Raw genomic sequence first — 19,150 nt, 5'->3', positions numbered from 1 at the left:
GCCCACGCACTGCCTTTTCCTTCTTCTCACCCTTTGCGCCCTGTCCGGGCTTGGTCCGGCGGGGCGTTGTCGTTTCTGGAGGTTTTCCATGTCCAAGAGTGATCTCTACCAATCCGTCACCGACCGCATCATTGCCGCGCTGCAGGCTGGCACGCCTCCTTGGGTCTGCCCCTGGGCACCTGGCCCCGGCCTGGCGGCGCCCGCCAACCTGGGTTCGGGTCGGCCCTACCGGGGCATCAATGTGCTGCTGCTGAACCTGCAGGCGGCCACCCGCGGCTACGCACTCAACCGCTGGCTGACCTACCGCCAGGCCTTGGCCCTGGGCGCGCAGGTGCGCCGGGGCGAAGAAGGCACGCCGGTGGTGTTCTTCAAGATGCTGGAGGTGGAGGGTGCAGCGACCTCTTGCGTCGATGACGACGCGGGCATCGACCGCAAGGTGGTGCCGCTGCTGCGCGCGTTCACGGTGTTCAACGCTGCGCAGATCGAGGGCCTGCCAGGCGAGCTGCTACCCAAGCCCGCGGCGCCGGACTGGTCGCCGCTTGCGGCGGCCGAGGAGGTGCTGCGGCAGAGCGGTGCGCTGATCCACCATGGCGGTGTGCAGGCCTACTACAGCCCGGTCAAGGACCTGATCTGGCTGCCCGAGCCGGCGCGCTTTACCTGTGCCGAGGACTATTACCGCGTGGCGCTGCATGAGCTGACGCACTGGAGCAGCCATGCGGCTCGCTGCAATCGGCCTTTGCAGGGCCGCCAGCACATCGAGGCCTATGCCTTTGAGGAGCTGGTGGCGGAGATGGGTTCGGCCTTTCTGTGCGGACATTGCGGCCTGCCCGCCAGCCTGCAGCATGCCAGCTATGTGGACCACTGGCTGCAGGCCCTGCGCAATGACCGGCGCCTGATCTTCACGGCGGCGGCCCTGGCGCAAAAGGCCAGTGACTACCTGCTGGCCGGTCTGGTGCAACCCGAGGCAGAGATGGCCTTGCCAGCCCCGGAGGTTGCATGATGGCCCCGGTGGTGCAGCAGGCGCTGGCCTGGCTGGAGGGGCAGGTGCAACGCGGCGACGCCCTCACGTCGCCCCAGGCGGTGCGCAGCTACTTGCGCCTGCGTCTGGGGGCGCGTCCCCACGAGGTGTTTGCCGTGGTGTTCCTGGATGCCCAGAACCAGGTAATCGACATCCAGGAGCTGTTTCGGGGGACGCTGACCCAGACCAGCGTGTACCCCCGCGAGGTGGTGATCGAGGCCCTGGCACGCAACGCCGCGGCGGTGATCCTGGCGCACAACCACCCCAGCGGCACCGCGGAGCCCTCGCGCGCCGACCAGGCGCTGACGCAGACCCTGAAGTCTGCGCTGGCGCTGGTGGACGTGCGGGTACTGGACCACTTCATTGTGACGCGCAGCAATGCCTTCAGCTTTGCGGAGCATGGCTTGATGTAGCCACTCGCCCGCTCCCGTCCTGTCGCCCCCGCCCGGCCGTGCCTCATCGCGCTGTCGGGCGTTTTCTTTCCCCTCTCGTTTTTTGGAGAAGCACCATGCAAGCCCAAGCCCTTGCGGGCCATCCCGTGCCCGAGAACTATTTCGCGCAGCTCAGCGCCATCAATGTCAATGGCCATGTCGAGAAGAAAGGTGGTTTCAGCTATCTGTCCTGGCCCTATGCGGTGGCGCAGCTGCGCCTGGCCGATCCCAGTGCCACCTGGGAGGTGCGCCGCTTTGGCGGCCTGCCCTATCTGGCCACCGACATCGGTGTGTTTGTGGAGGTGGCCGTGACGGTGCACGGTGTGTGCCTGTCGCAGATCCACCCGGTGCTCGATGGCCGCAACCGGCCGCTGCTGGCACCGTCGGCGTTTGACATCAACACCAGCATCCAGCGCTGTCTGGTCAAGGCCATCGCGCTGCACGGCCTGGGCCTCTACATCTATGCCGGAGAAGACCTGCCGCAGCAGTACACCGAGGCCGCCAATGACGGCGCCCCCGACGCTGCGCCGCCTGCGCCCGCGCAGCGCACCGACGTGGTTCGTGATCGCAAGCCGGTGCGACGTGCCCACGAGGGGGAGTTCATCACCCATGCCCAGCAGGTGCAGATCCACAAGCTGGCCATGGAGGTGGGGGTATCGCTGGAGCGGGTGCTGGCGTACTTCGGTGTGGCCGCACTCCAGGACATTCCGGCCAGCGAGTTCACGCGCGTGGTGCGCAGCCTGGAGAAGCGGCGTACGTCGCTTTGATGCGCTCGCCACGCTGTTTCGGTTTTTTTCAACGCTCTGCAGGCTCTGTCCGCTCACGCGGTTCAGGGCCTGCGCCGCTTTTAACGAGGTTCATCATGATCGTCTCTCTTCCCCTCGCCACCATCGTCGCACTGCCTCAAGGCAGCCCCGAATGGCATGCCTACCGCCAATCCCGCCGCAATGCGTCCGAATCCGCCGCCGTGCTGGGGCTGAATCCCTGGATCACGCCCTATCAACTGTGGCTGACCAAGACCGGGCGCTTTGAGGCACCAGTCACCCAGGCCATGCAGCGTGGTACCGACCTGGAACCGGTGGCGCGTGCGGCGTATGAGGCAGAAACCGGCCTGGTGATGCAGCCGCTGGTGCTGGAAGCCGGCGCCTACAGTGCCAGCCTGGACGGCATGACGCTGGAAGGCGATTTGATTGTGGAGATCAAGTGCCCGCTGCGCGGCACGCGCTCGGCCCTGTGGCAGGACGTGTGCCAGGGCCAGGTGCCCGAGCACTACACCGTACAGGTGCAGCACCAACTGATGGTGTCTGGCGCCGCTACGGCCCATCTGTGGGTGTTCGATGGCCAGCAGGGCATGCTGCATGCCATCGGCCGTGACGAAGCGCTGATGGAGCGCATACGGGATGCCTGGGATGCTTTCCAGCAATACCTGGACTGCGATACTCCGCCGCCCCTGTCCGAGGCCGATACGCGCCAGCGCAGCGACGAGGCCTGGTGCCGGGCCGCCCAAGCGTTTGCCCAGTCCAAGCAGCGGGCGGACAAGGCCGCAGCCGCGCTGGAAGCCGCCCGAGCCCAGTTGATTACCCTGGCCCAGCATCCCAGGGAACAGGGGGCGGGTGTGACCGTCACGCGGTATTGGAAACAGGGCAGCGTGGACTACAAACGCATTCCCGAACTCAAGACCGTGGATCTGGACTTGTACCGCCGCAGGGCGTCGGAAGAGGTCCGCATCACGGTTGCGGGCTAGAAAATCCTCTTACATCCGCCGTTACATCAATCGAAAAACAAAAACCCTGCTACGCAATTAATAGCAGGGTTTCCTTGTTTTCTTGGTGGGTCGTGCGTGACTCGAACACGCGACCAACGGATTAAAAGTCCGCTGCTCTACCGACTGAGCTAACGACCCACTACAGCCCACACTCGCGCTGAAGCCAAGCTGTAAAGCCTTGCATTATAGTATGAAAATTGCTGCTTGCGCCGAAACCTGGTGGTTCAAAAGCTACTTGTCAGCCCGTGACGCCAGGGCGTCCAGCACCCACCCTGCGGCACATTGGCCGAAGGTGGCAGTAACGGCCACCACGGAGCCGTACCCATGGCAATTGAGGCTACCGTCACCCTGTACAGCACAAGATGCATCGGGCGGCGCCACTGCCTCGCGGCTGAAGACGCAGGGCACGCGCATCTTCTTTCCGTCCCGCGGCGCGCCATGGTGCTTGCGCAAGCGGTAGCGCAACTGGGCCAGAAGGGGATCGTGGGTGACCAGCGACAGGTCGTCCACATCCACCTTGTGCGCCCAGCGCTTGCCACCCGCCGCACCCACGGTGATGAACATGGCCTGACTGGCACGTGCCCAGACGGCCATGGCCGTCTTTGCGGGCACTTGGTCGCAGGCATCGATCACCGCGTTCACGCCTTGCGGCAATATTCCTGGCCAGTTTCCGGGCTCGACAAATTCTTCAATGCAATGCACCTGGCAACCGGGGTGAATGCGTGCGATGCGATCGCGCATCGCCTGCACCTTGGCTTGCCCCACCGTATCGTCCAGCGCATGGATCTGGCGGTTGATATTGGATTCGGCCACATGGTCCAGATCGATAAGAGTGAGCTTCCCCACGCCACTGCGCGCGAGTGCCTCCGCCGCCCATGAGCCCACACCACCCACCCCGACGACTGCCACATGCGCTGCACGGATGCGGGCCGCACCAGGTTTGCCATACAGCCGATCAAGCCCGCCAAAACGCCGTTCCAGCGCCATGTCGGGCATTGCGTCGTGCAAAGGCGATGCCTCTGTGGAGTCCAAGGAGCGATGCCCTTATTTGAGACGGGAGAGGCGCTCCTTGGCCGCCACAGCGGCTTCGGACTGCGGATACGCGCGTACAAGGTCTTCCAACGTCTTGCGGGCGCCGCGCGTTTCCTTGAGCTCGATCTGGCAATTGGCGATGGACAGGGCCGCCTCGGGCGCGCGGGCATGCTGGGGCGCAGCAGCCAACAGGGCGCGGAAGTTCTGGATGGCTTCCTTGTAGTCGCGCGTAGCGTACTGGGCGTTGCCCAGCCAGAAGCGCACCGAGTACTGGTAGCCGCTGCCCGCGTACTGCTTGAGGAAGCTGGCGAACAGCGTCTGCGCCTCGGCAAACTTGCCTTCACGGAAACGTGTCAGGGCTGCCTCGAAATCACGCTTTTCTGCAGGGTCGGCCTGGAACTCCTGTCCATCGACTGCGACCTTGACAGGCTCGAACTGGCGCAGGCGCTCGTCCACACCTTGCGCCATGTCCTTGTGACGGCGCTGCAGTTCGGCTGCCTCGCGCACCAGCTGCTCGTTCTGCCCACGCAACGTGGCCACCTCGGCGCGCAGGCCTTCGATTTGCGATTGCAGGTCGATCAGGGCACGGCGCAGTTGTGCGCTGTCTTCGGCAGAGCGCTGGCTGGATTGGTTCAGCACATCGACGCGCTGGCGCAGTTCCAGGATGGCGCGGCGCGCTTCGTCATCTTCAAACAGGGCCGCATGGCCCTGGGGCAGATAGGCACAGGCCAACAGCGCTGCCAGCAGCGAAGGGGCCAGGCGCAGGGATGTCATGGCAGCACGCATGGGCCAGTGAATCAACGGTAAGAGATTTCAGCGCGGCGGTTCTTGGAATAGGCGTCTTCGCCATAGCCTTGCACGGCAGGCTTCTCTTCACCAAAGCTCACGGCTTCGATCTGGTTGTCGGACACGCCCAGCAGGCCCAGGGCGCGGCGCACGGCTTCTGCGCGGCGCTGCCCCAGTGCAAGGTTGTACTCGCGGCCACCGCGCTCGTCAGTGTGGCCTTCAATCACGGCCTTGCGTGCAGCCCCTGCCTTGATGAAGCGCGCATGGGCTTCGATCAGCGATTGTGCTTCGGGCTTGATCACATAGCTGTCGTAGTCGAAATACACCACGCGGCCCACGCCTTGGGGGCCAGCCTTGTCGATGGCCGATTGGGACAGGTCCACTCCCTGCACACCACTCTGGCCGGCATTGCCCGCATTGGCACCACCCGTGGACAGCGGGGCACCGTTCTTGTCTTCGACGGGGACCTTGTCGAGATCGACACCGGAACTGCAACCGGCAACAAGAGCGAGGACAGCCAGGACAAAGGGAATACGCTTGAACATGAAAAACTCCTGAAAGCAAAAAAGAAAAGGATTTACTGGAACTGGTAGGGACCCCAGTCCGGCTCGCGAATGTCGCCACCCTGCCCCGCCAAACGGGCCTTGATTTTTCCATCCAGGGTGGTGGTCATCAGCGCTTCACGGCCCTGCTGCTGGGTCGCATAGACAATGAGTCGGCTGTTGGGTGCAAAACTGGGGCGCTCGTCCGCTGAGGAGTCGGTGATGGCGGTGACATTGCCAGTGGCCAACTCCATCACTTGCAGCTTGAAGGCACCACCGGCACGCGAGATATAGGCCAGCCAACGGCCATCGGGGCTGATGGCGGGCGAGATGTTGTAGCTGCCATTGAACGTCACGCGTTCAGCACTTCCCCCGCTACTGGGCACCTTGTAGATCTGGGGCGCTCCACCACGGTCGCTGACGAAGTACACATGCTTGCCATCGGGCGAGAAGGCGGGCTCGGTGTCGATGCCGCTGCTTTGCGTCAGACGACGCGGTTCGCCACCGTTGGCGTCCATGGTGTAGAGCTGCGAGTTGCCGTCGCGACTCAGTGTGATGGCCAGCGTGCGGCCATCGGGCGACCACGCAGGCGCACTGTTGGAACCCTTGAAATTGGCCACGAGGCGGCGGCGCCCGGTGGCCACGTCGTGCACATACACCACGGGCTTGCGCGACTCAAAGGACACATAGGCCAGTTGGCCACCTGAAGGCGACCAGGCAGGCGAGATGATGGACTCCGGGCTGGAGAGCGCTGCCTGGGCATTCTCACCATCGGAATCGGCGACCCACAGACTGAAGCGGTTGCCTGCCTTGGTGACATAGGCAATGCGGGTGGAAAACACGCCACGCTCGCCTGTGAGCTTTTCATACACGTAGTCCGCGATGCGGTGGGCCACCAACCGCAGGTCGGCCTGCACCACGACATAGCTCTGTCCGCCCAGGTCCTGGCCACGCACCACGTCCCACAGGCGGAAACGCACGTCGTAGCGGCCATCGGCCAAGCGCACCACACTGCCAGACACCAGCGAGTCCGCACCCTTCTGGCGCCATAGAGCCACGTCGGGGCGTGCGGCTTCATCCAGGCGAACACCGCCAGTATCAATGCCACGAAACTGGCCGCTGCGCTCCAGATCCGCCTGCACGATGGCAGAGATTTTTTGGGGAGATTGGGTTTCGTCCCGGAAGGCGGCAATCGCAATGGGCAACTGCGTCATTCCCACACCCGTGACTTCCACACGGAACTGCGCCCACGCTGGCACCGCAGCCAAAGCGCTCAGGCCCGCCACAAGGTGGCGACGTGTGGGAAGAAAGGTGGGAGCGGAACCAGAACGATCAGGGGAGCGATGGTGTAGGGTCATTCTCAGTACTTGGCAATCGTGCAAACGCCACAAATCAGGCGGAATGGTACACACCCCGGACATACCCCCATGTCACAAACTGTTGATGGGGCCAAGGACAGAGGGAAATCTCCCTTGCCCTGGGCCCCATCACGCGGTGCGTGAATGCCTCAGTCGGCCGTGGCTTCCTCCGGCTCCGCTGGTTCCGACTTGGTGGCGCCGCGCTCTTTCTTGGGCAGGGGCTGGATGTCCAGGAGCACCTCGGAGGTTTCGGCTCCCTTGTCGTCTGTTTGGTGGGTGATGTCCACCGTCAGGCGTCCACCGTCCTGCAGACGACCGAACAGCAGTTCGTCGGCCAGCGCCCGGCGGATGGTGTCCTGAATCAGGCGCTGCATCGGACGTGCGCCCATCAGGGGGTCGAAGCCCTTCTTGGCAAGGTGCTTGCGCAGCGCGTCGGTGAAGGTGACTTCCACCTTCTTTTCGGCGAGCTGCGTTTCGAGTTGCAGCAGGAACTTGTCCACCACGCGCAGGATGATCTGTTCGTCCAGCGGCTTGAAGCTCACGATGGCATCCAGCCGGTTGCGGAATTCGGGCGTGAACAGACGCTTGATGTCGCCCATTTCGTCGCCTGCCTGGCGCGGGTTGGTAAAGCCAATGGTGGCCTTGTTCATGGTCTCGGCGCCCGCGTTCGTCGTCATGATGATGATGACGTTGCGGAAATCGGCCTTGCGCCCGTTGTTGTCGGTCAACGTGCCGTGGTCCATCACCTGCAACAGCACGTTGAAGATGTCCGGATGCGCTTTCTCGATCTCATCGAGCAGCAGCACGGCGTGCGGCTTCTTGGTGATGGCCTCGGTCAGCAAGCCACCCTGGTCAAAGCCCACGTAGCCCGGAGGCGCGCCGATGAGGCGGCTCACGGCATGACGCTCCATGTACTCCGACATGTCGAAGCGGATCAGGTCCACGCCCATGATGTAGGCGAGCTGCTTGGCCGCTTCGGTCTTGCCCACGCCCGTGGGGCCGCTGAACAGGAAGGAGCCGATGGGCTTGTCGCCCTTGCCCAGGCCCGAGCGCGCCATCTTGACGCTGGAGGCCAGCACTTCCAGCGCCTTGTCCTGGCCGAACACCACGCTCTTGAGGTCACGCTCCAGCGTCTGCAGCTTGCCGCGGTCGTCGTTACTGACATTTGCGGGCGGGATGCGGGCAATCTTGGCAACGATTTCCTCGATCTCGGCCTTGCCGATGGTCTTCTTGCGCTTGCTCGCCACCAGGATGCGCTGCGCGGCGCCAGCCTCGTCGATCACGTCGATGGCCTTGTCGGGAAGGTGCCGGTCGTTGATGTACTTGGCGCTGAGTTCCGCCGCAGCCTGCAGGGCGGCAGCGGCGTACTTCACGCTGTGGTGCTCCTCGAAGCGGCTCTTGAGGCCCTTGAGGATGTCCACCGTTTCCGCCACGGTAGGCTCGACCACGTCCACCTTCTGGAAGCGCCGCGACAGGGCGGCATCCTTCTCGAAAATGCCGCGGTACTCGGTGAACGTGGTGGCGCCGATGCACTTGAGCGCGCCCGAGCTGAGCGCGGGCTTGAGCAGGTTGGAGGCGTCCAGCGTGCCACCCGAGGCCGCACCCGCGCCGATGAGCGTGTGGATCTCGTCGATGAACAGGATGGCGTGCGGCTTGTCCTTCAGGCTTTTGAGCACGCCCTTGAGGCGCTGCTCAAAATCGCCCCGGTACTTGGTGCCCGCCAACAGCGCGCCCATGTCGAGCGAGTACACGGTGGCCTCGGCCAGGATCTCGGGCACGTCACCCTGGGTGATGCGCCAGGCCAGGCCCTCGGCGATGGCCGTCTTGCCCACGCCAGCCTCGCCCACCAGAAGCGGGTTGTTCTTGCGACGGCGGCAGAGGATCTGGATCGTGCGCTCCACCTCGTAGTGGCGGCCAATCAGCGGATCAATTTTTCCATCCTTGGCCAGCTGGTTGAGGTTCTGCGTGAACTGCTCCAGGGGCGACGCCTTCTCGCTGCGCTCGCCACCGCCAGACTCCTCGCTTTCAGCCGGGCCTTCTGCGCCCTTGGCGGGCTCGGGCGGCTCGCCCTTCTTGATGCCATGGGCGATGAAGTTGACCACGTCCAGCCGCGTCACGCCCTGCTGGTGCAGGTAGTACACGGCATGGGAGTCCTTTTCACCAAAGATGGCCACCAACACGTTGGCGCCGGTAACTTCCTTCTTGCCATTGCCCGTGGACTGCACGTGCATGATGGCGCGCTGAATCACGCGCTGGAAACCCAGCGTGGGCTGCGTATCCACTTCATCGGTGCCAGACACCTGGGGGGTGTTGTCCTTGATGAAGTTGGACAGCGAGGTGCGCAAATCCTCAATGTTGGCCGCGCAGGCGCGAAGCACCTCGGCAGCGCTGGGGTTATCGAGCAGTGCAAGCAACAGATGCTCCACGGTGATGAACTCGTGGCGCTGCTGGCGGGCCTCGACGAAGGCCATGTGCAAGCTGACTTCCAGTTCCTGGGCAATCATGTGAACTCCTTTGTGCTTGCAGGTCAGGGATAGGGGGGTAGTTCGGGGCGGGGAGGCCTTTATTCAACCGGCTCGCACACGCATTGCAAGGGGTGGCCCGCCTGGTGGGCGGCATCCAGCACCAGATGCACCTTGGTCAGCGCAATGTCGTGCGGGTACACCCCGCAGACACCCCGGCCGTCCAGGTGGATCTTGAGCATGATCTGCGTGGCGGTTTCGCGGTCCTTGTGGAAAAACTCCTGCAGTACCACCACGACAAACTCCATGGGGGTGTAGTCGTCGTTGAGCATCAGCACCTGGTACATCTGCGGGGGTTTGACCTTTTGCGGCACCCGTTCGAGCACCACCGAACCGCCGTCGTCCGGCACGGGCGGCTTGACGACCGGCCCGGGAGGGGGAGATGGTGGTTTGGTAGCCATGGATTTCATTCTAGCGAGCAGAAAATACAGTTGCAGGGTCAAGAAATTTGACCATTCAGGTCTATTTCAAGGTCTCGGGTCACCGTTCGGTCATTCATAGACCACGGTGACGTCACCACCACACGCCTGGGCGCGCCAGGCAGCCAATGCAGCGTCGGTGGGGTAGGTGCGGAAGGCCTCGCCCAATTGCAGCTCGGCGCAGGCGCTGTCGCCGTCCTGCGTGCACCGCACGCCCAGGCGCACACGCAGCCCATGCTGAAGCTCGCCGTGCTCGGTGGATTCCCTGCGCGGCGGATGTTCGCGCAGCAACCGCGCCACGTCAGGCGGCGGATGCCCCACCGCCACGCGCAGGTATTTGCCAAAGCGGCAGCGCCCCCCGGCCAGGTCGTGGACCTGCTGGACGATGAAACGGGCCTCAAAGCCATTGCGTCCCGGCTGCAAGCGCCCGGTCACGATGACCAGCTCATCGTCCTTGAGCAGGTCGCGGTGCGCCTGCACGACGGCATCGCTGGCTGAAGCCTCGACGCGCGAGGCACCGTCCTCCAGCACAAATATGCCCTGGCGCCCCCGCTGGCCATTGACCACGCGAAAGTCGCTCACGATGCCCGCCACGGTTTGCGGTTCACGGGTGTCCACCAGGTCCGCAATCCGCATGCGCACAAAGCTGGTCAACTCCCGCGCCGCTTCATCGAACAGATGGCCCGACAGGTAAAAGCCCAGCGCGGTTTTTTCCTGCATGAGCTGCTCGCGCACACCCCAGGGCGGCACTTCGGCAAGCTCGGGTTCCTGCGTGCTGGAGCCCTGGGCATCATCGCCCATCATGTCGAACAGCCCGCCCTGGTTGGCGTTGGAATGCTGGGCTGCAGCGTAGTCAAATGCGCGGTCGATGGACGCGGAAAGCGCTGCGCGGTTGCGGTGCAAGCCGTCAAACGCACCCGCCTTGATCAACGCATCGACCGTGCGCTTGTTGATGCGGCCCCGGTCCACGCGCACGCAGAAATCGAACAGGCTGGTGAAGGGGCCACGGACACTGCCCCTGGGACCCTCGCCCTGCCCTTCGCGTGCAGCGACGATCGCCTCGATGGCCTGCTGCCCCGTGCCCTTGACGGCGCCCAGACCATAGCGAATCACCGTGTCGCTCACCGGCTCAAAGCGATAGTTGCCCCGGTTGATGTCCGGTGGCTCGAACTGCATGCCGAAATGCTTGGTGGCATCTTCGTACAACACCTTGAGCTTGTCGGTGTCGTCCATTTCCACGGTCATGTTGGCGCAGAAGAACTCGGCCGTGTAGTGCACCTTGAGCCAGCCGGTGTGGTAGGCCAGCAGCGAGTACGCGGCGGCGTGCGACTTGTTGAAGCCGTAGCCCGCGAACTTCTCCATCAGGTCGAACACCTCGTCGGCCTTCTCCTGGCTGATGCCTTTTTCTGCGGCACCCTTGCGGAAGATGGCCCGGTGCTCGGCCATCTCCTCGGCCTTTTTCTTGCCCATGGCACGGCGCAGCATGTCGGCGCCGCCCAGGCTGTAACCGCCCAGCACCTGGGCGGTCTGCATCACCTGCTCCTGATAGACCATGATGCCGTAGGTCTCGGCCAGCACGGGTTCCACCAGCGGGTGGGGGTACTCCACCACTTCCTTGCCATGCTTGCGCGCCACAAAGCTGGGAATCAGGTCCATGGGGCCGGGGCGGTACAGGGCGTTCAGCGCAATCAGGTCTTCCAGCCGACTGGGGCGCGCTTCCTTGAGCATGCCCTGCATGCCCCGGCTTTCAAACTGGAACACGGCTTCGGTCTTGCCCTCGGAGAAAAGCCTGTAGGTTGGGCCGTCGTCCAGTGGAATGTTCTCGAAGGCAAAGTGCTCCTGGCCCTTGTGCCGGCGCACGATGAATTCCTTGGCGATCTCCAGGATGGTGAGCGTGGCCAGGCCCAGAAAGTCGAACTTGACCAGGCCGATCGCCTCCACGTCATCCTTGTCGTACTGGCTGACAGCCGACTCGCTGCCTGGCTGCTGGTACAGCGGGCAAAAGTCGGTCAGCTTGCCCGGCGCAATCAGCACGCCGCCCGCGTGCATGCCGATGTTGCGCGTCATGCCTTCGAGCTTTTGCGCCATCTCGATGACGGTGCGCACGTCCTCTTCCTTGCGCACGCGCTCGTACAACAGGGGCTCCAGTTCCAGCGCGTAGTTGTTCTTGTCACCTTCCTTCTTGGTCTCGGGCGGATAGGCCAGGGTGTAGGTCTGGCCGGGTTTTGCGGGCACCAGCTTGGAGATGCCATCACAAAACGTGTAGCTCAGGTCCATCACCCGGCCCACGTCGCGGATGGCGGCCTTGGCTGCCATGGTGCCGAAGGTGGCGATCTGGCTCACGGCATCCTTGCCGTATTTTTCCTTCACGTAATCGATCACCCGGTCGCGGTTGGCCTGGCAGAAGTCGATGTCGAAGTCGGGCATGGAAACCCGCTCGGGATTCAGAAAGCGCTCGAACAGCAGGTTGTACTGCAAGGGATCGAGGTCGGTGATCTTGAGCGCATACGCCACCAGCGAGCCCGCTCCCGAACCCCGCCCCGGCCCCACGGGGCAGCCGTTGTTCTTGGCCCACTGGATGAAGTCACCCACGATGAGGAAGTAGCCGGGGAAGCCCATCTTCAGGATGGTGCCCAGCTCAAATTCCAGCCGCTCCACATAGCGCGGGCGTTGGCGGTCGCGCTCGGCGACATCGGGATACAGGTGCTGCAGTCGTTCTTCCAGTCCGTCGTGCGAGACCTTTCGGAAGAATTCCTCGATCGTCATGCCCCCCGGAATGGGGAAATTGGGCAACTGCGGCTTGCCCAGCACCAGCGTGAGATTGCAGCGCTTGGCAATTTCCACTGTGTTGGCGAGTGCCGAGGGAATATCGGCAAACAAGGCCTGCATTTGCGCACTGCTCTTGAAATACTGCTCACGCGTAAAACGCCGCACCCGGCGCGGGTTCGCCAGGATTTCGCCCTCGGCGATGCAGACACGCGCCTCATGCGCCTCAAAATCCTCCTCGGTCGCAAACTGCACCGGGTGGGTGGCGACCACCGGCAGGTTCAAGCGTGCCGCCAGAGGCACGGCTGCCGCCACATGGGTTTCGTCCTCGGGTCTGCCAGCGCGCTGGATCTCCAGGTAAAAGCGGTGCGGAAACACGCCCGCCAGCCGCAGCGCCAGATCGGCAGCACCCGCCTCGTCACCCCGCATCAGTGCCTGCCCCACCGGCCCGGCCTGGGCGCCCGAAAGGGCAATCATGCCGGGCGAGAGTTCCTCCAACCAGGCCCAGGTGCACAGGGCCTGGCCCTTGGCGGCATTGCGCGTCCAGGCGCGGGCCAGCAATTCGGAAAGATTGAGGTAGCCCTGGCTCCCCTGCACCAGCAACACCAAGCGCGCAGGCGGGTGACTGCCCTCGCCTTCCAGCACGATTTCGGCCCCCAGAATGGGCTTGACGCCCTTGCCGCGCGCGGCCTTGTAGAACTTGACGGCGCCAAACAGGTTGTTGAGGTCGGAAATGGCCAGCGCGGGCTGGCCATCGGCCGCGGCACTGGCCACCGCTTCATCGATCCGGTTGGTTCCGTCCACGACGGAGAATTCGGTGTGCAGGCGCAAATGGACAAACATGGCTGCATTGTAGAAAGCCCTCGCCCGCCCCTCGGTCGGCACCACCACGCGGGGTGCTGGCCGTCGCTACAATCCTTTGGCTGCGAACCAGCCATGCTGCGGCGCCCTGGGCGCCGCCAAATCCGTGCATCTTCCCGTCAGAAAGCCGCCTGCCATGTTGCGAGCCCCTTTTTCCATCGTTACGGCCCTGTTGGCCGCCAGTCTGCTGGCGACCGGGTGCTCCAGCACCCCGGAAGACAAAACCGCAGGGTGGACGACCGACCGCATCTACGCCGAGGCACGCGACGAGCTCAACAGCGGCGGGTACGACGCTGCGGTACCCCTTTTTGAAAAGCTCGAAGGTCGCGCTGCGGGCACGCCCCTGGCGCAACAAGCACAGCTCGACAAGGCCTACGCGCAGTACAAGGCGAACGAAAAGCCCCAGGCCATTGCCACGCTGGACCGCTTCATGAAGCTGCACCCGGTCAGCCCAGCCATTGATTACGCGCTGTACCTCAAGGGCCTGGTCAACTTCAATGACAACCTGGGCATGTTTTCCTGGGTGTCGCGCCAGGATCTGTCGGAGCGCGACCAAAAAGCCGCCAAAGACTCCTACGAATCCTTCCGCGAGCTGGTGGCACGCTTCCCCGATTCGCGTTATGCGCAGGACGCCCGCCAGCGCATGACCTACATCATCAATTCGCTGGCGCAGTACGAGGTGCATGTGGCACGCTACTACTTCCAGCGGGGCGCCTATGTGGCGGCAATTGGTCGTGCGCAGTCTGCCTTGAGCGACTACGAGGCCGTGCCCGCCCATGAAGAAGCGCTGTATATCCTGGTGCAGTCCTACGACGCTCTGGGCTTGACCCAGTTGCGCGACGACACGCGCCGCGTGCTGGACAAGAACTACCCCAACAGCAGCTTTATCGCCAACGGATTCAGGGGCAAGAGCGATCCATGGTGGAAGTTCTGGTGATCAGCGCCTGCAGCGCGTCGTCAAATTCCTCTGCTGACCCCAGCCTGCGCATAGTCGGCAGGGCCGCCATCAGGCGTTTGCCGTAGCCACGGTCCAGCAGGCGGGTATCGGCCACCACCAGAATTCCCTCATCGGTTTCGTGCCGGATCAGCCGTCCCGCACCCTGCTTGAGCGCCACGGCCGCTTCGGGCAGGGCGTGGTCACGGAACGGGCTACGGCCCGCCCGCTGCAAACGCTGCGCGTGCGCCTGCACCAAGGGGTCGGACGGCACCGGGAACGGCAGTTTGTCGATGACCACCAGCTGCAACGCATCGCCGGGCACATCCACCCCCTCCCAAAACGACACCGAAGCCACGAGCACACAGCCCGGCGCCCCCTGGGCACTGCCTTGGCGAAAGCGCTCCATCAGGCTGTGCCGTGTGCCCTCGCCCTGCACCAACACCTGCAGCCCAGGCAAGCGGGCACGCAGCGCCTCACCCAGCACACGCAGCGCCCGCAGACTGGTGGTGAGTACCAGCGTTCGGCCTTGCAGGCGTGAGGCCGCCTCAGCCACCCACTCGCCCAAGGCAGCGCTGTGGGCAGCGTCCGTGGGCGGAGGCAAATCCCGTGGAATGTAGAGCGCCGCCTGGCGCTCCAGGTCAAAAGGACTGGGCACACGCAAGGTACGCGCCTGGTCCAGCCCCAGGGGCTCGGTGAACCAGCTCAGGGCCTCGTCCGTCCCCAACGTGGCGGACGTGAAGACCCATGCCCTGGTCGGGGCGGCCTGTGTGGCACCCGGATGGGTCTGTGCGGCATCCGGCAGCTGCAACCACCCCTGCACCACCGGGGCCAGGTCCAGCGGCGCCTCGACCAGGCGAACCTGCAGGCCCACTTCCACCCAGCGCACCCCCTCGATCTGGGAGGGTGTGGCAAAGCGCTGCACCTGCGCGCGCAGGGCCAGGGTTCGCTCGTGCAGTCGGACAAAGTCGGGCGCCATGTCCAGCACGGCAACCAACGATTCGCAGGCCTGGGCGCATACCTGGTTCAGGCCATCAAGCACCTCGATCCAGTCTGAGGACGTGACGCCTTGCGGGACAGCTTCCGTCCAATTCAATCGCGTGCCCGTGGGATACGCGCCGCACGCCAGGCGCAAGCGGCGCGCAAGCTGCTCCAGGTCGTGGTGCAGACCCTGCCAATCTGCCATGCCGCGCGCACGCTGCAGACCTGCGCTGCGCAGGTCACGCGCCAGATCCAGCATCTGGGCGCTGCCCAGCGATTGACCAAGAAACTGCACCCCGGTCTCCTGGATCTGGTGCGCCTCATCGAACACCACCACGCGCACATCGGGCAGCAGCTCGGCCATGCCGGTTTCACGCAGCGCCCAGTCGGCAAAAAACAAATGGTGGTTGACCACCACCACTTCGGCCGCCAATGCCTCACGCCGTGCCTGGAATACATGGCAGCGCCGGAACTGCGGGCAGTGGCTGCCCAGGCAGTTGTCACGCGTGGAGGTCACCCAAGGAAGAATGGCCGACCGTTGGTCCAGACCCGGCAGTTCTGCCAGGTCGCCACTGCGGGTGGTCTGGGCCCATGTTTCCACCCGCGCCAGTGCATGGGTCAGGCTCGCATCGCAGGCAGAGGCATCCTGCCGGCTTTGCTCCAGGCGGTGCAGACACAGGTAGCTGGCGCGGCCCTTGAGCAAAGCAGCGCGCACCGGCAAACCCAGCGCCTGGGCCAAGCGGGGCAGGTCACGGTTGAAAAGCTGGTCCTGCAAAGCCTTGGTGGCGGTGGAGATCAGCACCCGCTCGCCACTGAGCAGCGCTGGGACCAAGTAGGCATAGGTCTTGCCGACGCCCGTACCTGCCTCGACCACCAATGCCCCACCATGGGCCACCGTGTCGGCCACAGCCAGTGCCATGGCGGTCTGGCCTGGGCGCTGGCGAAAACCCGGCAAGGCTTGCGCCAAAGGGCCGCCATCGGCAAAGCACTGCTGCACTGCGTCTGGCAGCGCACCAAGAGGGCTGGGGTGATGTGTGGACACAGAATCGCAGTACGATGGCGAAAAAGCCACAGCGCGTTCGATAATAAGCGAGCTTGTGCCCTATTCTGGGGCTTGGCAGGCCGCCACACACCACAATCCACGCCATGTCCAGACCGATTCGCCTCAGTGCCTCCACCGGCATCCACAAGGGTGACCGCGAATACCAGCAAGACCAGGTGGCTTTGCTCTCGCACCCGCGCTACAACGGCTGCGTGCTGGCCGTGCTGGCCGACGGCATGGGTGGTCGCAGCGGTGGACGCAAGGCATCCGACCAGGTCATGCTGACCGCACGCCAGTTGTTCGACCGCTATTCGCCCGAAACCGATGATCCTGTGGCCATGCTCAAGAACCTGGTGCAGGAATCGCACATCGTCATCCGGCTCACGGCCATCACGTCTGAACAGGAGCCGCACAGCACCATTGCGGCCTTCCTGATCAACCCCCGCGGCGACTGCCACTGGATCCACGCGGGCGACTCGCGCATCTACCACTTTCAGAATGGCCGCATGATGCACCGCACCAGCGACCACTCCTACGTGCAGGCCTTGGTGGACCGCGGCGAAATCACCGAGGCGGAGGCCAATACCCACCCGCACTCGAACATTCTGGTGGGCTGCCTGGGCACCGAGAGCGATCCGCCCATGACCACGCATATGATCCACCAGCTGATGCCGGGGGATGTGCTGTTGACCTGCAGCGACGGGGTCTGGCACTACTTCTCGCCCACCGAGCTGGCTTCCGTGGTGGAATCGCTGACACCACGCGAAGCGACCGAATTCCTGATCGAGAAAGCGCGTATCCGCGCGCGCGGCACGGGGGACAATCTCTCGCTGGCCATCGTCAAGATCGAAGCACTGGTAGAAGAGAAAAAGCCCCTCGCGCCGGCCCCATTCTTCAAGCCACCTGCAGCCGTTTGACCCTGCGCCCCCGAAAGGACAAGGTTTACTGAGCCGCTGATGCCGCAGGCAGCGCTGCGGCGCGGGATCGACCTCGGTTCGCCTCCTCGGCCCTGCGGGCGTCGCGCTGGGCCTTGCGCTGACGGGCCACTTCTTCCTTTTCCAGGCGTGCACGGCGGCGTTCTGCCGCCTGCTCCTGCAGGGCAGTGCGACGCTGCGCCTTCTCTGCCTGCGCCCGCTGTTGTTGTTGCGCATGGGCGCGTGGATCGCCGGAAGGTGCGGGCGCTGATTTGGGCTGCCTGGGGGTCGCTTGGCGGGTGGGTACCGGCGGTTGGGTGGCAGCATGCTCCTGTTGGCGCAGTTCGATGGCTCGCAATCGGCGCTGCGCACGTTCCTGCCGCTGGGCTTCATCCAGGCGCTCTTCCTGCTGGCGCAAGCTGTGGAGGCGTTCGCGCGCCTGCCTGCGCACTGAACGCAGGCAGTCATCCACCGCAAAGCGCTGCTGACACTGGCCTTCGTCCTGCGCCTGCTGCTGCGTGATGGCGTTGCGCTCGCGGGCAATGCGCTCGCGTTCTGCCTGAGCCGCGTCAGCAGCCAGGTCCTGCGCATTCACCCCAGCCCATGGCGCAAGCACGGCCAGGCAGCAGACGAGCCAACCCCATTTGCTCATGTCAGCCCTGTGTCCACCACCCGGCGCTCCAACGCCAGGAATTCCTTGGACTGCATCTCGTTGAGCCGCGAGACCGTGCGCGGAAACTCGTGGGCCAGCGGGCCGTCGGTGTAGAGCTGCTCGGGCGGCACGGCGGCCGACAGGATGAGCTTGACGCGGCGGTCGTACAGCACGTCCACCAGCCAGGTGAAGCGCCGCGCGGGCGACGCCATGCTCACGGGCATGTAGGGCACGTCGGAGAGCAGCACCGTGTGGAACTGCGTGGCGATCTCCAAGTAGTCGTTCTGCGAGCGCGGGCCGCCGCACAGCGTCTTGAAATCGAACCAGACCACGCCACCGGCCTTGCGCCGCGCCTGGATCTCACGGGCCTCGATGTGCAGCACCGGGTCTTCGTCGCGCACCTCGGCCAGTTGGTCGAACGCTTCATTCATTGCGGCGTCGGCCTCGGGGCCCAGGGGCGTGTGGTAGAGCTTGACCTGCTCCAGCGTGCGGCGCCGGTAGTCGGTGCCGTTGTCCACGTTGATGACTTCAAGCTTCTGCTTGAGCAACGCGATGGCGGGCAGGATGCGGTCGCGGTGCAGGCCGTTGGGGTACAGGCCATCGGGCTCGAAGTTGGACGTGGTGACAAAGCCCACGCCGTTGTCGAACAAAGCCGCCAGCAGGCGGTGCAGGATCATGGCGTCGGTGATGTCCGCCACATGGAATTCGTCGAAGCAGATGAGCTTGTAGCGCTTGGCGATACGCTGGCCCAGCACGTCCAGCGGGTTCTGCGTGCCCTGCAGCGCCGCCAGTTCGCGGTGCACTTCGCGCATGAATTCGTGGAAATGCAGGCGCACCTTGCGCTTGAGCGGCACGGCGTTGAAGAAGCAGTCCATCAGGAAGCTCTTGCCGCGCCCCACCCCGCCGTACATGTACACGCCGCGCGGAATGTCAGGCCGGTTGATGAGCTTCTTGAGCGCGTTGGAGCGCTGCGTCTTGTAGGCGGCCCATTCACGCGCGCAACGGTCCAGCGCCTCCACGGCACGCAGTTGCGCCGGGTCGCTTTTGAAACCCTTGGCCTCCAATTCGGCCTGGTAGGCGGCCTTGACGCTGGAAAACTGGCTCATATGCTATAAAAACAATAGCTG

At 64.2% G+C, this 19,150-nt stretch carries 15 protein-coding genes, 1 tRNA gene and 1 pseudogene; 6 read left to right on the top strand and 11 right to left on the bottom strand.

Annotation, left to right across the window (positions count from 1 at the left end):
• The first annotated feature begins 88 nt into the window (after window positions 1-88).
• The 4 genes and pseudogenes from GWK50_RS08030 (at window position 89) to GWK50_RS08015 (ending at window position 3,193) form a co-directional block, all read left to right on the top strand.
• Window positions 89-1,000, top strand: coding sequence for a zincin-like metallopeptidase domain-containing protein (locus GWK50_RS08030; RefSeq protein ID WP_162016018.1), 912 nt, complete (start codon window positions 89-91; stop codon window positions 998-1,000).
• 41 nt (window positions 1,001-1,041) lie between these two features.
• Window positions 1,042-1,431 (top strand): annotated as a pseudogene (gene radC / locus GWK50_RS08025) (DNA repair protein RadC); the annotation flags it as partial.
• 95 nt (window positions 1,432-1,526) lie between these two features.
• Complete coding sequence (locus GWK50_RS19645; protein ID WP_197904990.1) at window positions 1,527-2,216, top strand: DUF1071 domain-containing protein; 690 nt, start codon at window positions 1,527-1,529, stop codon at window positions 2,214-2,216.
• Window positions 2,217-2,311: 95 nt separating this feature from the next.
• Window positions 2,312-3,193 carry a lambda-exonuclease family protein gene (locus tag GWK50_RS08015; RefSeq protein WP_162016016.1) on the top strand — a complete coding sequence of 294 codons (882 nt, stop codon included), beginning with the start codon at window positions 2,312-2,314 and terminating at the stop codon, window positions 3,191-3,193.
• Window positions 3,194-3,276: 83 nt separating this feature from the next.
• On the opposite strand, the gene GWK50_RS08010 is transcribed toward GWK50_RS08015, so the two are convergent.
• The 8 genes from GWK50_RS08010 to dnaE all read right to left on the bottom strand — a co-directional run bounded on the left by GWK50_RS08010 (window position 3,277) and on the right by dnaE (window position 13,482).
• Window positions 3,277-3,352 (bottom strand) — tRNA-Lys (locus tag GWK50_RS08010).
• A gap of 93 nt (window positions 3,353-3,445) precedes the next feature.
• A complete protein-coding gene (locus tag GWK50_RS08005; RefSeq protein ID WP_162018055.1) occupies window positions 3,446-4,210 on the bottom strand; it encodes a tRNA threonylcarbamoyladenosine dehydratase in 765 nt (254 codons plus the stop codon).
• A gap of 48 nt (window positions 4,211-4,258) precedes the next feature.
• The gene (gene ybgF / locus GWK50_RS08000; protein ID WP_242455329.1) at window positions 4,259-5,020 is read right to left on the bottom strand and encodes a tol-pal system protein YbgF; all 762 of its coding nucleotides are present in this window, start codon (window positions 5,018-5,020) and stop codon (window positions 4,259-4,261) included.
• A 23-nt stretch (window positions 5,021-5,043) separates the two neighbouring features.
• Window positions 5,044-5,577, bottom strand: a complete 534-nt coding sequence (gene pal / locus GWK50_RS07995) for a peptidoglycan-associated lipoprotein Pal (RefSeq protein ID WP_162016014.1) — start codon at window positions 5,575-5,577, stop codon at window positions 5,044-5,046.
• Window positions 5,578-5,609: 32 nt separating this feature from the next.
• Window positions 5,610-6,932 (bottom strand): Tol-Pal system beta propeller repeat protein TolB, encoded by a 1,323-nt coding sequence (tolB, locus tag GWK50_RS07990; protein WP_162016013.1) that lies wholly within the window; start codon window positions 6,930-6,932, stop codon window positions 5,610-5,612.
• 149 nt (window positions 6,933-7,081) lie between these two features.
• A complete protein-coding gene (gene clpA, locus GWK50_RS07985) occupies window positions 7,082-9,436 on the bottom strand; it encodes an ATP-dependent Clp protease ATP-binding subunit ClpA (protein ID WP_162016012.1) in 2,355 nt (784 codons plus the stop codon).
• Window positions 9,437-9,495: 59 nt separating this feature from the next.
• Complete coding sequence (clpS, locus tag GWK50_RS07980) at window positions 9,496-9,855, bottom strand: ATP-dependent Clp protease adapter ClpS (protein ID WP_197904989.1); 360 nt, start codon at window positions 9,853-9,855, stop codon at window positions 9,496-9,498.
• Window positions 9,856-9,945: 90 nt separating this feature from the next.
• Window positions 9,946-13,482 (bottom strand): DNA polymerase III subunit alpha, encoded by a 3,537-nt coding sequence (gene dnaE, locus GWK50_RS07975; RefSeq protein ID WP_162016010.1) that lies wholly within the window; start codon window positions 13,480-13,482, stop codon window positions 9,946-9,948.
• Window positions 13,483-13,636: 154 nt separating this feature from the next.
• Here dnaE and GWK50_RS07970 point away from each other — a divergent pair, with 154 nt between their 5' ends.
• Window positions 13,637-14,437 (top strand): outer membrane protein assembly factor BamD, encoded by an 801-nt coding sequence (locus GWK50_RS07970; RefSeq protein WP_162016009.1) that lies wholly within the window; start codon window positions 13,637-13,639, stop codon window positions 14,435-14,437.
• Here the strand turns inward: GWK50_RS07970 and GWK50_RS07965 are convergent.
• Window positions 14,400-16,334, bottom strand: a complete 1,935-nt coding sequence (locus GWK50_RS07965; protein ID WP_162018054.1) for an ATP-dependent DNA helicase — start codon at window positions 16,332-16,334, stop codon at window positions 14,400-14,402. The two genes, GWK50_RS07970 and GWK50_RS07965, sit on opposite strands and share 38 nt — an antisense overlap.
• 227 nt (window positions 16,335-16,561) lie before the next feature.
• Here GWK50_RS07965 and GWK50_RS07960 point away from each other — a divergent pair, with 227 nt between their 5' ends.
• Complete coding sequence (locus GWK50_RS07960) at window positions 16,562-17,374, top strand: protein phosphatase 2C domain-containing protein (protein ID WP_162016008.1); 813 nt, start codon at window positions 16,562-16,564, stop codon at window positions 17,372-17,374.
• A gap of 25 nt (window positions 17,375-17,399) precedes the next feature.
• On the opposite strand, the gene GWK50_RS07955 is transcribed toward GWK50_RS07960, so the two are convergent.
• Window positions 17,400-18,023 carry a hypothetical protein gene (locus GWK50_RS07955; RefSeq protein ID WP_162016007.1) on the bottom strand — a complete coding sequence of 208 codons (624 nt, stop codon included), beginning with the start codon at window positions 18,021-18,023 and terminating at the stop codon, window positions 17,400-17,402.
• The gene (gene zapE / locus GWK50_RS07950) at window positions 18,020-19,129 is read right to left on the bottom strand and encodes a cell division protein ZapE (protein ID WP_162016006.1); all 1,110 of its coding nucleotides are present in this window, start codon (window positions 19,127-19,129) and stop codon (window positions 18,020-18,022) included. Before zapE ends, GWK50_RS07955 begins: the two co-directional genes overlap by 4 nt.
• Window positions 19,130-19,150 lie beyond the last annotated feature (21 nt).

The sequence above is a fragment of the Acidovorax sp. 210-6 genome, assembly GCF_010020825.1.
GTDB classification, from domain to species: domain Bacteria; phylum Pseudomonadota; class Gammaproteobacteria; order Burkholderiales; family Burkholderiaceae_C; genus Simplicispira; species Simplicispira sedimenti.
Note: the sequence above shows the minus strand (reverse complement) of the source record. Positions and strands in the feature narration are given on the sequence as shown.

Excerpts from the sequence above, each read along its gene's own strand:
- GWK50_RS08030 (WP_162016018.1), top strand. The coding sequence starts at position 89 with ATGTCCAAGAGTGATCTCTACCAATCCGTCACCGACCGCATCATTGCC.
- GWK50_RS19645 (WP_197904990.1), top strand. The coding sequence starts at position 1,527 with ATGCAAGCCCAAGCCCTTGCGGGCCATCCCGTGCCCGAGAACTATTTC.
- GWK50_RS08015 (WP_162016016.1), top strand. The coding sequence starts at position 2,312 with ATGATCGTCTCTCTTCCCCTCGCCACCATCGTCGCACTGCCTCAAGGC.
- GWK50_RS08005 (WP_162018055.1), bottom strand. The coding sequence starts at position 4,210 with ATGCCCGACATGGCGCTGGAACGGCGTTTTGGCGGGCTTGATCGGCTG.
- ybgF (WP_242455329.1), bottom strand. The coding sequence starts at position 5,020 with ATGACATCCCTGCGCCTGGCCCCTTCGCTGCTGGCAGCGCTGTTGGCC.
- pal (WP_162016014.1), bottom strand. The coding sequence starts at position 5,577 with ATGTTCAAGCGTATTCCCTTTGTCCTGGCTGTCCTCGCTCTTGTTGCC.
- tolB (WP_162016013.1), bottom strand. The coding sequence starts at position 6,932 with ATGACCCTACACCATCGCTCCCCTGATCGTTCTGGTTCCGCTCCCACC.
- clpA (WP_162016012.1), bottom strand. The coding sequence starts at position 9,436 with ATGATTGCCCAGGAACTGGAAGTCAGCTTGCACATGGCCTTCGTCGAG.
- clpS (WP_197904989.1), bottom strand. The coding sequence starts at position 9,855 with ATGGCTACCAAACCACCATCTCCCCCTCCCGGGCCGGTCGTCAAGCCG.
- dnaE (WP_162016010.1), bottom strand. The coding sequence starts at position 13,482 with ATGTTTGTCCATTTGCGCCTGCACACCGAATTCTCCGTCGTGGACGGA.
- GWK50_RS07970 (WP_162016009.1), top strand. The coding sequence starts at position 13,637 with ATGTTGCGAGCCCCTTTTTCCATCGTTACGGCCCTGTTGGCCGCCAGT.
- GWK50_RS07965 (WP_162018054.1), bottom strand. The coding sequence starts at position 16,334 with ATGGCACTGGCTGTGGCCGACACGGTGGCCCATGGTGGGGCATTGGTG.
- GWK50_RS07960 (WP_162016008.1), top strand. The coding sequence starts at position 16,562 with ATGTCCAGACCGATTCGCCTCAGTGCCTCCACCGGCATCCACAAGGGT.
- GWK50_RS07955 (WP_162016007.1), bottom strand. The coding sequence starts at position 18,023 with ATGAGCAAATGGGGTTGGCTCGTCTGCTGCCTGGCCGTGCTTGCGCCA.
- zapE (WP_162016006.1), bottom strand. The coding sequence starts at position 19,129 with ATGAGCCAGTTTTCCAGCGTCAAGGCCGCCTACCAGGCCGAATTGGAG.